This is a genomic window from Thauera mechernichensis (assembly GCF_029588855.1).
Lineage (GTDB): Bacteria > Pseudomonadota > Gammaproteobacteria > Burkholderiales > Rhodocyclaceae > Thauera > Thauera mechernichensis.
Map to the genome: position 1 here is coordinate 1 of NZ_JARQZE010000020.1, position 14132 is coordinate 14132.

Consider the following 14132-nt stretch of genomic DNA (forward strand, 5'->3'; position numbering starts at 1 on the left):
CGGCGCCGACAAGGGCTATCACGTGAAGGAATTTGTGGGGCACCTGCGCGAGCACGCGGTGCGACCGCACATCGCGCGCATCAAGGATCGGAAGACGCCCGGCCTGGATGGGCGAACCACCCGAACCAAGGGTTACCAGGTCAGCCAGCGAACGCGAAAGCGCGTCGAGGAGATCTTTGGTTGGTTGAAAACGGTCGGCGGATTGCGAAAGACCCGTTTCATCGGCCAGGCGAAGACCCAGATGGCGGCCTTCATTTCTGGTGCTGCATACAACCTGCTCCGAATCGCGAGATTGAGCGTTTCGGAGGTGAAGGCATGAGCACAGCAGCGCAAATGAACCTTCGCGGTCGCCGGTGCGGCCACGAAGACAATTCGAACCCGGTGCGAAGGCGATTCCGGAAAACGATGTCACGATGAAATTCGACCTGAACTTCAGTGCCGGCGCGGTGGCGCCGGCTTTTGCATCAGACTGCTAACACTGCGCTCCAAGCGACGCTGCGCGATAAGGCCGCGCAGCGTCCCTGAGCTTGGACGTTGAACGACAGCTTTCCGTAAATGCTCAACGGCAGCAACGGGTCGATAGTTCCAGTTGGAAGGATGGAGGCGCTGCCGTTCACCGTCGCCTGACGCTCGAACTGCAGATGACCAGCACATTGCTGCCTGACTGCGCCATCAAGGCACCGGCCGCTGAGGCCGAGAACCCGACTCACACCTCTCCCACCACCCTCAGCAACTGCTGCCGCACCTCCCCCCCCCCCGCCGCAAGATCCACCGTCGCAAACCGAATCCGCTGCCCCTGAATCACCACCGTCTCATCGACTGTCTCCCCAACCGCCGGGTGCAGCAGCAGCCCGCTCGCGCCATCCGCCATCGGATCGCCCTGCCCCACCTGCGAGCGCAGGTAGGCGTAGATCTGATACACGTAACCGCTACGCAGCGTCTCCTCGCGGTACCAGCCGCTGGTGACTATGGCGTTGAACTTGGTGTCGATGACGATGCGCCGGCCAGTCGCCGGATGGTCGAGCACGATGTCGGTGCGCATCGAGGGCAGGATGCGGTCGATGCCGGCGGTTCTGTCCTCGATCTGCCAGCCCAGTGTGCCGCCGCACTTCACCTTCCAGCCCTGTGGGCTCAGCGTCACGGCGTAGAAGCCGCCCACGGCACGCTCGAACAGACGGCGCACCCAGGCGACTTCCCGGTCCGGGAGCGCGAGCACGTTTGCGCCCGCGGCTTCGGTCGGCAGGGCAAGGTCGAAGGCCAGTTGAGCGGCGGCAACCATGATGCGGTCTTCGGCGTCGTTGCGGCCGAAGCGGTCAGTGCTCATCTGGGCGCGCGTCGGCGCCTGGCCCGACACGCCCATGGCTTTCATTCCGTTCGCCAGCGCACGGCAGCGGTGGACGAGGTCTTTCCTGCTCACGATGCTGGCGATCGATTCCAGCGCCGCGCGCACGAAGCGATTGCGCGGGGTGTCGATGCTCAACTCGTCGAAGCGGCAAGCGACCAGGCCACGCGACAGCAGTTGGTGGCGCTCGGTGCGCAGCACGTCGATGCGACCGCGCACGCGGTTGAGCACCTCGTCGCGGGCGCGATAGCCCAGGCTCAGTCGACGGCGCTGGCGCTCCTCGACCGCGTGCGCCAGCAGCTCGGCAACGAGGTCGGGGAGATCGTCCGGGTTGTCTTCCAGCGCGACAGCTTTCGTGCCTCCGCTGCGAAACAGGTCGGACGCATAGAGCATCAGCAGCCACAGGTTGCGGACCGGGATGCGGCCGATGTAGCCGGCCGCGCCCGACGTCGCGCTTGCCGTGGATGTGGCCACAGCCGACATCACCACCCCTGGGTGAGTCGCGCCGTCGCCTGTTCGGCCTCGGCCGGCGCATCGAACCAGTATTCTTCGAGCAGCGGGCCGATCTCGGTGGCGACGACCTGGCGGAACCACTTGCGCGTGTCGCCGGGCTCCAGGCGGGGGGCCGGCGTTACGTAGCTGTGGCCGATCTGGAACTGCTTGCCCAGGCGCGCGTCGGCGGCGATCGTGTCGTTCAGCGCGGTGATGCGGTGCTCGATGTCCGCCACCAGCGTCAAATCGACGCCACAGGACTCGACGACCCACTTTCGCCACGCTGCCCCCAATCGCGGCTCCAGCCCGATGAAAGCGAAGCGGCGGCGCAGCGCGAGGTCGACCAGGGCCAGCGAGCGGTCGGCGATGTTCATGGTGCCGATCACGTAGAGGTTCTCGGGGATGTGGACCGGGCGCCGCTTGCCGTCTGCGTCCGGATAGCTCAGTTCCAGCGCCTCGCTGGGCGTGCGCTTGCCAGCTTCGAGCAAGGTAAGCAGTTCGCCGAAGATCTGCGCCGGGTTGCCGCGGTTGATCTCCTCGATGACCACAACGAACTTGGCCGACGGCGCCTTGCGCGCGGCGATGATCGCCTCCATGAACACGCCATCGGCCAGCGCGAGCTTGCCGTCGCCGGTCGGCCGCCAGCCGCGCACGAAGTCCTCGTACGACAGGTTGGGGTGGAACTGCACCGCGCGGATCCGGTTCGGGTCCTTCTCCCCCATCAGCGCAAAAGCCAGCCGCTTCGCAAGCCAGGTCTTGCCGGTGCCGGGCGGCCCTTGGAGGATCAGGTTCTTCTTGGCGCGCAGGCGGTCGATCAGCAGGTCGAGCTCGGCGCGTTCGAGAAAGCAGCCGTCGTTGAGGATGTCATCGACCGAATACGGCACGATCGGCGGCGCTGCCTGCACGGTGTCGGACGGCGCCTCGTCGCTTTCCTGTTCCCCTGCGTGGTCGTGTGCATCCTCCGGCGACATCACCTCTACGCTGGGCCCCTCGTACTTCCAGGATTCCAGCGACAACTCGGGGAAGCTGTGGACCGGGTAGTCGCTCTCGCCGAAGCGCGCACGCAGGTCGTCCATCAGCTTCAGGTAGGTGGCTGCGTCACACGGCCCTTGCTGGCCACTGACGGGCACGTTGAAGCCCAGCCGCTTGTTGAGGTAATGCCGCGACTGGCTGTCGAGGGTCGGAAAATCCCACGGGTGCGCCCAGTACAGGCCCGCCGACAGGTTCCAGGCCACGCCCCACACCTGGGTCGCCGCGTCGTAGGCCTGGACGAAGGCCTCGCGCGTCTCCGGCTGGTCGTCTTCCACCAGCGCATGCCCTGCCACGAACACCCGCCACAGCGCATCGATGTCGCCCGCGCCGCGCTTGTCGGCGTAGCGGAAGAACCACGAGCGCTGGTTGTTCAGGATCGGAATGCCCTCGAAGGAGGGCGGCACCGGCACGGTGACGCCGATCAGCTTCGCCAGCTCGCCGGCGATGACCTTGCGATTGGCATCGGTCAGGCCCCGATTGAAGGTGCCCATCACGGTGAAGGGGCAGATGTCCTTCAGCGGGCCGACACTGCCATCGGCAAACTTGTCCTGCAGGTAGCCGAGGCCGGGCACGCGCGCAGCGATCTGATGGATGCCCTCGATCAGCGGGCTGCGGTCATTCGCGTAATCGAGCAGCTTCTCGGCCACCGCCTCGTAAAACGGGGTCCACGGAAAGCGCAGCTTGTCCGGCGCGATCGTGCCGAAGCGCTCGCGCCAGTAGGGCTCGTTGCGAAAGCGCTCGATGTCCTGCGGCTGCTGGTTGAAGGCGAACGCGATCAGCGCGTCGCTCATCCAGTCGCCCGGCAGCACGCGCCAGATCGTGGAGCGGTAGGTGTAGAAATACCATTCGCGCACGCCCTCGGCCGGCTGCCACTGCACCTGCACGCGCTCGCCGTCCTGCGGGTTGTGGACGATGGTGCCGACAGCCTTGATTCCCATCACCGAGACGCTATGGCGGCGGTTGTCGAACGGCAGTCCGTTCTTGCGCACGTAGGCGGCCTTGATGGCGATGCGCTCACCTGGCTGCATGGCGCGCACCAGGGCGCGCTCCTTCTCGGTCGGGGTTAGGATCTCCCAGATGCCATCCTTGAGGAAGCGCGCGGTCTGGTCGTCGGTGTGCCCGAAGCTGGCGCCGACGAACCAGGTTGTGGTCGAGGGGTTGGCGTGGGTCTGGGTCGTCATGCGTGGTTTCGCTTCTTGATGCTTGAGGACGGGGTCGGAGTTGGCGGATCTCGGCTGGCAACCGTCAGACGCTCGCCGGCTCGGCAGCACCGAACACCCGCTCCAACATCGCGGGCAGCAGTGCGGCGTTGGCTTCGCGGATGGCGGCATGTTTGGCTTTGAGCGCTGCTATCTCGGCCTGAAGCCTGACAAAGGCCGACTGCGTAGCCAACGTCGGCACCGGCACTCTTATCTTGCTGAGATTTCCCAAGCTGAGCGTCCGGTTACGGTCAGCGGTGCCCGGTGATGCGAGCCCGACTTCCTCCAGCCCATCCTCGGACAGCAGGTAGTAAGCCAGGAAGGCTGTGATCATGCGCTCTGGGTCTGGAACGCACGTTATGTAGCGGTGGGACGCGATGCACCCATCGTGCTCCTCGCTCGCGAGTGCAATAGCACCTTCCCATGCCTTGATGTTGCTAAGGACCAGATCACCGGCCTTTACCCAGACAGGTTTCTGCCATGTTGCTTCAGCCCCATCAAAATCAGGCTTGAAGAACAAACCCTTGCCAAAGGATCTCGCACCGACCTCGCGGTAACGCGTGTCGACGTCCAACATCACCGGGCGGCGAACGTGAGGGGCTACTTCCGCCATCGTAAGCATCGGAGCACCAGCGATAGCGTCGCGGAAGCGCAGTGCGAGCAGGTGCTCGGCATCGCGCTCGACGGCATCCAGATGCTCTTCGACGTGCCGGGTTTTTGCTGCCAGTGCGTCAAGACGCGCGACGAGGGCATTCTGTTCAGGTAACGAAGGTAGCGGGATCTCAATGGCAAGGAACTGCCCCGGCTTGATCCGATTTTTCCCGCTGGTTCCCTGTGCCTTCTCATCACATGCCTGCCAAAAGCCGCGCCACTTGGTGATCAAGCGCATCCATCGGGGATCAATCGAAGATCGGTCGAGAACGAACGTCGGAAACTCAGCGCTCACGTACGTGTCCGCTTGGTGTTGCGTCGCGACCGCTACAGCACCATTGCGAGCCCAGATCTTGTTGACCACCAAATCGTCTGCGTCGATTCGATTGAAGTTAGCGTACTTGGTATCCGCCCCATCGATTTGCTCGCGCTCATACGCCCCTTCGCCCCACAGACGGACTCCTAGCTGACGATACATTGCACCAGGAGTTGGTGTCGTATAGCGCTCGGCAGGGCTGCAAATCTCAGACAGCGCGACTTTAGGCCACGTCTTCACAGGCTGCTCTCCTTATCAGCACTGCGCCCGATCTGCCGCGCCTCCAGCTCCCGCCTTGTCTTCTCCAGCTCCGCCTGCAGCAGCTCCACGTTGGGCAGCACGGTCCGGTATTCGGCAGCCATGATCTTGTTCGGCAGCCCGTCCAGCGCATATCGAGCCATGGCGGATTTGGCTCGGGCGCAAAGGATCAGCCCGACCGGCGGGTTCTCGCCGGGTAGGGTCCAGTGCTCGCGGGCGTAGTTGCAGTACATGTGCATCTGGCCGACGTCGGCATGGCTCAGTTCGTTGAGCTTGAGGTCAATGATGACCAAGCAGCGCAGGCGGCGATGGAAGAACAGCAGGTCCACCCGAAACCAGCTCTCGTCGATTCGCAGGCGCCGCTGGCGGCCGACAAAGGTAAAGTCATTGCCCAGTTCCAGGAGGAAGTCCTCCAGGCGGTGGATGAGGGCATCCTCGAGCTGGGATTCGGAATACTCGTCCTTGAGGTTGAGGAACTCCAGGACGTAGGGGTCCTTGATGGCCTCATCCGGCGTGACGGCGTCACCGGGCTGGGCGTCGCTGCCCTTTTCCAGCATGGCCCGCTTGTTGGTGGACAACAGAGCCCGCGTATAGAACTGGCTGCTGATCTGGCGGTCGAGCTGGCGTACGCTCCAACCGCCACGCAAAGCCTCGGCTTCGTAAAAGCGGCGCTCCTCCTCGGATCGAGTACGGCGCACCAGATGGACATAGTGCGACCAAGACAGCGGCAAGGCCTGGGCCAGCAGCTGCGGGGCGATGTTCCGAGACACCGTCTCGGATTTGGCATCGGCAGGCGTGTCACCAGAATTCCGAGACAGTGCTTCGGAAATTCGCTGGGGCGGATACGCGATGTAAAACAGACGCATCTGCTCGAGATTGTCGACGCTGAAACCTCTTCCGAAGCGCTGCTTCAGATCGGCAGACAAGCGTTCCAACAACTGCTGACCCCGTTCAGCGCGGGCCTCGCCCCCTTGCTCGAACTCGACGATACGCCGGCCGATCTCCCAGTAGCTGGCCGTCATCAGCGCATTGACGCTGCGCGCCGCGGCACGGCGGGCAGCCTCCAGCAGCGCAACAATGTCGCTGTGCACAGTGGCGTAGTCAGCCGGCGCCTGGGTGGCCGGCGTGGCGGGCTTCGTCATCCCTGCACCTCGGCTACCAGCGCTTCGATCTCGCCCAGCAGGCGCATTACCTCGGCTTCGTGGCTGCGCATGGAGGCGATCAGATCCTTGGGGTCGGCATGTTCCAGCCCCGCCTTGGCGTTGGGGTTCTTCAGGTCGAGGTTGTAGCCGCGCGCTGCAACGTCGGCCGCGCTCACCTTCCAGGCCTGCGGGCCTTCCTGGCGGTCGTTCCACCAGGCTGCGACCTGGGCGAACTCGTCGAACTGCAGCGGCGCGGTCTTGCTGTACTTCTTTCGGCCCTCGGGCAGTGGCAGTTCGTAGTACCAGATGGTCTCGGTCGGCCCACCACGTTCGATGAACAGCAGGTTGGCGGGGATGTCGGTGTAGGGCGCGAACACACCCTGCGGCAGGCGCACGATGGTGTGCAGGTTGAAGGACTTGAGCAGTTCTTCCTTGATGGCGGCGCACACGCCGTCACCGAACAAGGTGCCGTTGGGCACGACCACCGCGGCACGGCCGCCTCGCGCAGCGGGTTTTCCACCCGGCACCGGGGCGCCGGCCACGCGCAGCTTGCGCATGATGTACTGCAGGAAGAGCAGCGCGGTTTCCGCCGTCTGCATGTTGGGCGGGAAGTTGGCCTTGATGCCGACCTCTTCCTCGCCGCCGAAAGGCGGGTTGGTGAGGATGACGTCCACCCGCTCGCTGTGGCCGATCTCGGCGATCCGGCGGTCGAGCGTGTTGCCGTAGGCGATCTGTGGCGCCTCCAGGCCGTGCAGCAGCAGGTTCATCTGCGCCAGCATGTAGGGCAGCGGCTTGGCTTCCTGGCCGTAGAGCGTGTCGCGCTGCAGCGTGCGCCGCTCTTCCGTGGTGGTCACTTGCGGGGCGACGTGGTCGTAGGCCTCGACCAGAAAACCGCCGGTGCCGCAGGCCGGGTCCAGCACCGTCTCGCCCAGCCGCGGGTCGGTGACCTGCACCATGAAACGCACCACCGGACGCGGCGTGTAGAACTCGCCCGCATCGCCGGCGGCGTCGCGCATCTCGCGCAGCATGGATTCGTACAGGTGCGAGAGGGTGTGGATCTCCTCGCTGGACGAGAAGTGGATGCCGTTGATCTTGTTGAGGATGTCGCGCAGCAGGTAGCCGCTGACCATGCGGTTCTGCACGCCCTTGAACACGTTGGCGATGACTTCGCGCTGACTGCCCTTCTCGCCCTCCCCGGCGAGGTTGCGCAGATGGGCGAACAGGCCCTTGCCGGTTTTGCCGTCGGGGCGCACGGTGAGGTCCTGGCCGATGAAGGCAAGCAGCTCGTCGCCGGTGATGCCGTCCTCTCGCGCAGCCCAGTCGCGCCAGCGATACGGGGCCTCGATGATCGGCTGGTAGGGTTTGCCGTCGAGTTCGGCCTCTTCCTCGTGAATGGTCTCGAGGTCGTCGAGGAACTTGAGGAACATCACCCAGGTGAGCAGCGGCAGACGGTCGACGTCGCCGTTGAGGCCCTTGTCCTTGCGCAGGATCTTGCGCGCGGTGCCGATCAGGGCGGAGAGGTTCTCCCGGGTGGTAAGGGGCGCCTTGGCTTTGCGCGGGGCGCGGGTTTTCTTCTCGGAACTGCTTGCAGCGGTCGATGTGGTGGAACGGGCCATCGGGTCGGATTCTCTTTATTGGTACAGCGCGGTCTGCAGGCGCGATACCGCGTCCTTCATGCCGCGCACGCCGCCGAAGTGGCGGGCTGCGATTTCAGCGGGGTTGCCGTAGCGGTCGAAGGGTTGCACCTTCATCAGCTCGGACAAGGCATTGAACTGGAGGATGCCACGCTCGATGTAGCGATCGAGCAGTAGCGTGAGAATTTCGCGGGCGGTCTCGCCATACTGCGCGAACAGATCCGGCGCCTTGCGCCGCGCCTGCTCGGCGCGCTGGCGACGGGTGAGCAGCGGCGCATTCCAGGCCAGATGGCACAGCAGGTCGAAGGGATCAGCATCGCCCTGGTCGGTGCTGGCGGTCAGCTCATCGAAGCTGATGCCGCGCTCGGTGAGCTCGCGCAGCACTTCGCTGCGCGTGTCCGGGTTGGCCCATGCCGATTGCAGGGCCTCTCGGTTCGGATAAAGGGCGCGTACGGTACGGCTGGAGTACTCGGTGTATTTGACAACCTGCAGCTTCTTGCCGTCGGTGTCGAGGTCGTACACCAGGTGGCCGATCACCTCGACCTCACCACCGTCGATGTAGAACTTCCGGGGCTCGGGCCGCGGCTCCTCGATCAGCACGCCCCTGCCCGGTCCGATCTGTTCTTCGGGCAGCTCGTACTCCCGCAAGGTCGTTTCGGTGGTCTCCGGCTCTGGATCGAGCGCCGTCACGGTGAGCTGCTCGCCAGCCTCGTCGATCGTCACCTCCTCGATGCGTGCCGGCTCGCCATCGAAATCCGGATCGGCGAAGTGGTACGTGGCCGTGCCGGTGAAATCGATGATGTTGAAGTATTCCTTGCCGTAGTCGACCTTGAGACGTGTGCCGCGACCGACGATCTGCTTGAACTCCGAGCGCGAGCCCACGACACGGGCGAGGACGACGTTCTTGACCATTTCGGCGTCGACGCCTGTGGTCAGCAGCTGCGAGGTGGTGAGGATGACTGGGGTGGGTTTGTCCACGTCCTGGAAGTTCGCGAGATGGGTCAGGCCGATGGCGCCCTCGTCGGCGGTCACCCGACAGACGTAGTCCGGGTACTGCACCACCAAGTCGCTATTGAGGTTGAGCAGCTCCTGCCGCATCTCGGCCGCGTGCTCCTGATCGACGCAGAACACCAGTGTCTTGGCAAAGCGGTCCGTGCCCTTGAGGAAGTCACTGAGGTGCCGCGCGATCGCTCGCGTACGGGCACGCAGCGCCACCACGCGTTCGAAGTCCTTGGTCTGGTACTCCTCGTCGGGTACCTCGCGGCCGTAGCGGTCGACCTCGTCCCTGCTCGGCCGCCAGCCGGCGGCATCCACCGTGGTGATCACCCGATGCACGCGGTACGGCGCCAGAAAGCCGTCTTCGATCCCCTGGCGCAGGCTGTAGGTGTAGACCGGGTTGCCGAAGTACTCGTAGGTGTCGCGCGACTCCTCACGCAACGGGGTGGCCGTCATGCCGAACTGCACGGCGGGGGAAAAGTAATCCAGCACCGCACGCCAGGCGCTTTCGTCTCGGCTGGAGCCGCGGTGGCATTCGTCGATGATGATGAGATCGAAGAAGTCCGGGCGGTACTGGCGGAAGACATCCTCGCTGGCCGTGGTCAGCGCCTGGTAGATGCCGAAGTACATGTCCCGGCCTTGGCTCACGTCACCGCCAGCGATCTTGTGCCGGGCGTCACCAAAGGGCGAGAACATCTTGGCCATCGGGTCATCGACCAGGATGTTGCGGTCGGCCAGGAAAAGGATCTTGGGGCGGCGATGCTCACCGGTTCGGTTCCAGCGGCTGTTCCAGAGCTTCCAGCAGATCTGGAAGGCCACGCAGGTCTTGCCGGTGCCAGTGGCGAGCGTGGCCAGGATGCGGTTCTGCCCCTGCAGGATGGCCTCGACCACGCGGTGAATGGCGATCTGCTGGTAGTAGCGCGGAACCTTGCCCGACACGAGGTTGAAAGGCTCCAGCAGGTGCGGCGCCGACTCCTCGGACAGCTGCGCGGCAGCCTTGAGGCGGGCGAACAGCTCATCCGGCGTGGCGTAGCGCTCGACCTCGCGTTCGGTGCCGTTGATGTAGTCGATCTCGATGATGCGATGGCCGTTGGTCGCGTACGCGAACTTGAGCCCGAGGGTCTCCGCGTAGTCACGCGCCTGTTGTACCCCGGTCTCCGCGGGCTGCCCTGCTTCCTTCGCCTCAACTACGGCGAGCGGAAAATCGCGACGGTAGTACAGCAGGTAGTCGGCCCGCTTCTGCTTGCCTCGCTGCACCCTGCCACCCGCCACGATGATGCGGCCGTTGGTGAAGGTCCTCTGCTCGCCGATTACATGAGGCGCCGCGCCCCAACCCGCCTCGACCAGCCGGGGCGTGACGAACTCGCGGCACGTATCCGCTTCGGTAATCACGCGTGTTCGCATTGCCTCCCCTTCGCGCGCTGGTGGAAAACTTGGCGTGATTATCGCAGATAGGGCCTTGCACGCGCCTCGCGATGGTTCCAGGTGTCATGCGTCTGATCACGCGGACGCGCTCGAACGTCGTCTCGATAAGCGAGCAAGCCCGCGACTGGTTCTTTCCAGTCGAAGCCAAGCCGCTCCTTGTCGCCGAGATCGCCAGACGCCTCCGCCGGCGCGGATGGCCTAACGCCGAAGCGGCTCCGCCCCTCAAGTGTCAATGTCAGCACCGTACCGTAGGTCACGGACCAATTAATCCGGGATGGATATAGTTACGCAGAAATGCTTTTGAGAAATGTCATGAAGATGAAGAACAACATGCTGGCACTCGCGCTGACGGTGTTCGTGTTCTGCGGTGTTGGAGCCTTGCTGTGGTGGGACTCACAGCGCCCGACCCCAATGAAGGAAAGCGCTGCACCAAGCAAGAGTACGCCGGAAGCAGGGTCGCGGTTCGACTCGCCCACAGGGGACAACACCACAGTCTTGAGGCGGGAAGCAACGCCGCCGGAAAACGGGCTCTACCGCTGCCAGGGCCCGGGCGGCGTCCTCTACCAGGCAGAACCTTGCCCAGATGGAACGAAGCAGGCCGCCGTGGCGGGCGGAACGGTCAGTGTCGTGTCGCCCCCGCCCGTGCCCGTGGCGCAGTACGCGCCACCTACCCGCCAATCCAGCACCAAGCCTGTTGGCCTCATCGAAAGAACGCCACCCGACTCCAAGGGGAACGAGTACCAGTGCGAACAGTTCGAGAAGCAGATCAAGCGCATCGACGCTGAAGGGCGACGCGGCGGCACCTCATGGCGTATGGAGCAGCTCCGGGAAGACCGCCGAAAGGTCAAGGATGCAATGTGGCGCTTGGGCTGCGGGCGATAAGAGGCAACCGGCACGCTCGACGGCGCGAGACTGGCGGGCGTCGGACTTTGACACTTGAGGGGCGCAGTTTGACTGATGAGGGGCGCCCCCCCTATCGGCGCGGTTGTTGGTAATCCGCGCCGGTATCGAGCCAATTGAGGCATCCAGCCCCCGCCCCTCAAGAGTCAAACACGTCGTCAGATCACTTCACTCGGATGGGGGCCGGCACCCTGACTGTCTTTCTTTAGCCGCTAAAATCGTGCACCCACGCGGACCGGCGCGCTCGCCGTTGTAGCTGTATGTAATACGCTACAACATACAACACGCTACGCAGCCCCCTTCGACTTGTTCACGAAGGTGGCCACCTCCTCATTGACCTCCGTCCCCGTCAGGCTGTTGCCCTCGAACTGGACGCTGTTGTCTGCCCCACCGCCTCGAATCGCCGACGCCACTTTGCCCGGCAAGCTCTGATCAGCCCCCTCCTTGAAGTCGGAAGCCAGCTTCACGGCCTTGTCCTTGATCACGCTCCCCGCCCCGGTGGCCAGGTTGGCCGCCGTGCCTTTGGCGAGCGCCGCGGCTCTCCCAAGCCCAGCGCCTGCACCGGCCGATGACGATCCGCCGAAGCCTGCGGCCTGTGCAAAGGCGGAGCCGCTAGCCTCCCCCGCCGCAGCTCGCCCACCGCTGGAGGCTGTCTGTCCCAGGCTGGGCATCTGCCCACCGCCGCTCTCGATCCCCGCCTGCGCCTTGTCGAATGCCTCCTTCACGGCCGACACGCCCCCCGCGATGTTCTGTGCGCCGCTCATGACGGCTGCACCGGCCATTCCCGCCGCCGTAGCCGCCATGCCGACTGCCCCCATCCCAGCCCCGGCAACAGCACCCGCGCTGAAGTTGCCAACGCCTCCAGCCGCAGCCACCCCACCCCCCGTGATGATGCCCGCCACCAGTGGCGGCACACGGGTGATGAGCAGGAGCAGTGCGAGACAGAAAACCAGCATGACGCCGAGCTCCTCGAAGTTGAGTGCGCCCTTATTCATCTTGGCGTAGAAGCTCGACAGCAGGTCGTGACCGACACCGAGCAAAAGGGTCATCACGAAGAGCTGCACCGCAACGCCCAGCACCGTGCGGAAGTAGCTGAGCGCCATCTCCGAGGTCCAGCGCGATCCGCCGAAGCCAAGGAAGAAGATGCCGGCGTACATCAGGATCCAGCCCGACACGAAGAGCAGCAGCAGGTTCACCGCGACGACTGCTAGCAGCAACAGAATACCGGCACTCAGCACCACGCCTACGAAGCTGTCGATGGGCTGCCAGGCAGAGAGGTTCGTCACCGCCTGCTTCCAGATCATGAAGCCAACATCGACGACGCCCGAGGGGGAGAGGCCGGACACGCCAATTGCGGATTCGCCGATCTGGCGCATCGAGCCGATGATGGCGTCGGCAATTGCCGGGCCATTGCGCAGCAGCCAAAGGTAGAAACCGAAGAACAGGATGAAGCGGGCGAACTCGGCGAAGAACTCGCCGATGTCGGCCTTGCGCAGGATGAGCATGCCGCCCGTCCAGGCGAGCGAGATGGTGCCCAGCGTCCAGAACAGCCAGGTTGCTGCGTTCATCACCACCGCCTGCCAGCCGGATGCCCGCGCAGCAAACTCGGTGACGACCTGGTCCAGGATACCGCGGTTGGTGGCCGGATCATGAAACGAGAGCTGCGCGAAGGCGCTGCCCGATACAAGCATCAGTGCGGCGACGACGAGTGCTGTTGAACGGTTGATCTTCATGGTCTTCACCACCTTTTGGGGTTGGTCGGAAGGGTGTCGGGGCTGACCGGCAGGCGCGAGCAGCGGCTACCGAATTCCCTGCGCGTGGCCTCGTCCCTGATCTGCTGGATCTTCTCGGGGTGGCAGTTCTCGGCAGTCACCTCAGGTATTGGCTCGGGAGTGGGCGCGCAGCCGACCAGCAGGGCAGCGAAAAGCACACCGATTGCGACGACGTTCATGACCAGCTCCTCACCAGCGCATCGGGCTGCTGGGCAGAGCTCCCGGCCCGCGCCGCTCGGTCGAAGCCAGGTGTGCCGCCTGCTGCCGCGCCGCAAGATCAGCCTCGCTCTGCGCGCGGGTGGCCATGGCGTTCTGCTGGGCGATCAACAGGCCGCGGATCTGCAGCAGTTGGTTTGCCTGCTGACTGGCAAGCTGGTTGGCGAACTGGATCGCCTCCATCTGCCCACGGGCACCCTCTGCGCGACGCTGGAGCTGCTCCAGCGTTCGGGCGTCGGTCTTGAGTGCTTGCTGCTGAAGTTCCAGGCCGTGAAAGAGCGCATCGTTCGCGCGCTTCTGCGATTCGGAGGCGAGGCGCCGGTTGTCATCCATCGCTGCCCACTCTGCAGCACTGCAGCCGCTTGCCGAGAAGCATGGCGAGCCGCGGTAATAGGCGACGTCCTGAAACTTGCCAAGATAGGCATCCACGCTGCCGAGATGGGTTTTGTAGTAGTTGAGCGTATCAACGGCGGTCATCAGTCCATTGATGGTGGTTTGCGCCTGATCCCAGATGTAGGCCGCCGGCGCCATGGTGTTCTGCAACTGGTTCTCGTACTGCTGCAGCTGCGTCCGGTATTGCTCGATCTGCTTCAGCGTCTGGGCGACGCTCTCGATCGCAGTCATCACGTTCTGAGACAAGTTGGTGCTATCGATCACCGGAATGCCAGCCTGCACCGGCGGCAGTACCCCAAGCGTCATCGATACGACCAAGGCAGTCAGAACGACGGATTTCGTCTTGTGCATTTCACGTCCTCAC

Annotated in this window: 11 protein-coding genes; 2 read left to right on the forward strand and 9 right to left on the reverse strand. The window is 64.3% G+C overall.

Features of this window, described 5'->3' with window-relative positions; translation table 11 throughout:
* A partial coding sequence (locus P7F68_RS17535) for a transposase (protein ID WP_277835071.1) occupies positions 1-319 on the forward strand: 319 nt, incomplete at its 5' end.
* A 387-nt stretch (positions 320-706) separates the two neighbouring features.
* Here P7F68_RS17535 and mcrC read toward each other — a convergent pair.
* From mcrC to hsdR, 6 genes are all read right to left on the reverse strand, one after another.
* The gene (mcrC, locus tag P7F68_RS17540) at positions 707-1825 is read right to left on the reverse strand and encodes a 5-methylcytosine-specific restriction endonuclease system specificity protein McrC (RefSeq protein ID WP_277835073.1); all 1119 of its coding nucleotides are present in this window, start codon (positions 1823-1825) and stop codon (positions 707-709) included.
* Positions 1825-4047, reverse strand: a complete 2223-nt coding sequence (locus P7F68_RS17545) for an McrB family protein (protein ID WP_277835075.1) — start codon at positions 4045-4047, stop codon at positions 1825-1827. Before P7F68_RS17545 ends, mcrC begins: the two co-directional genes overlap by 1 nt.
* A gap of 64 nt (positions 4048-4111) precedes the next feature.
* Positions 4112-5272, reverse strand: coding sequence for a restriction endonuclease subunit S (locus P7F68_RS17550; protein ID WP_277835077.1), 1161 nt, complete (start codon positions 5270-5272; stop codon positions 4112-4114).
* Positions 5269-6432 carry a PDDEXK nuclease domain-containing protein gene (locus P7F68_RS17555; protein ID WP_277835079.1) on the reverse strand — a complete coding sequence of 388 codons (1164 nt, stop codon included), beginning with the start codon at positions 6430-6432 and terminating at the stop codon, positions 5269-5271. Before P7F68_RS17555 ends, P7F68_RS17550 begins: the two co-directional genes overlap by 4 nt.
* Positions 6429-8048 carry a class I SAM-dependent DNA methyltransferase gene (locus P7F68_RS17560; protein WP_277835081.1) on the reverse strand — a complete coding sequence of 540 codons (1620 nt, stop codon included), beginning with the start codon at positions 8046-8048 and terminating at the stop codon, positions 6429-6431. Before P7F68_RS17560 ends, P7F68_RS17555 begins: the two co-directional genes overlap by 4 nt.
* 15 nt (positions 8049-8063) lie before the next feature.
* Complete coding sequence (hsdR, locus tag P7F68_RS17565; protein WP_277835083.1) at positions 8064-10466, reverse strand: EcoAI/FtnUII family type I restriction enzme subunit R; 2403 nt, start codon at positions 10464-10466, stop codon at positions 8064-8066.
* Positions 10467-10799: 333 nt separating this feature from the next.
* Here hsdR and P7F68_RS17570 point away from each other — a divergent pair, with 333 nt between their 5' ends.
* Complete coding sequence (locus tag P7F68_RS17570; protein WP_277835085.1) at positions 10800-11369, forward strand: hypothetical protein; 570 nt, start codon at positions 10800-10802, stop codon at positions 11367-11369.
* A gap of 305 nt (positions 11370-11674) precedes the next feature.
* Here the strand turns inward: P7F68_RS17570 and trbL are convergent, their stop codons facing one another.
* From trbL to trbJ, 3 genes are read right to left on the reverse strand one after another with little or no spacing between them, the layout of a single operon-like run.
* On the reverse strand, positions 11675-13120 hold the full coding sequence (gene trbL / locus P7F68_RS17575; protein WP_277835087.1) for a P-type conjugative transfer protein TrbL: 1446 nt from the start codon (positions 13118-13120) through the stop codon (positions 11675-11677).
* A gap of 5 nt (positions 13121-13125) precedes the next feature.
* Positions 13126-13338 carry an entry exclusion lipoprotein TrbK gene (gene trbK / locus P7F68_RS17580; protein ID WP_277835090.1) on the reverse strand — a complete coding sequence of 71 codons (213 nt, stop codon included), beginning with the start codon at positions 13336-13338 and terminating at the stop codon, positions 13126-13128.
* Between the two features lie 10 nt (positions 13339-13348).
* The gene (gene trbJ / locus P7F68_RS17585; RefSeq protein ID WP_277835093.1) at positions 13349-14119 is read right to left on the reverse strand and encodes a P-type conjugative transfer protein TrbJ; all 771 of its coding nucleotides are present in this window, start codon (positions 14117-14119) and stop codon (positions 13349-13351) included.
* Between the last annotated feature and the right edge of the window lie 13 nt (positions 14120-14132).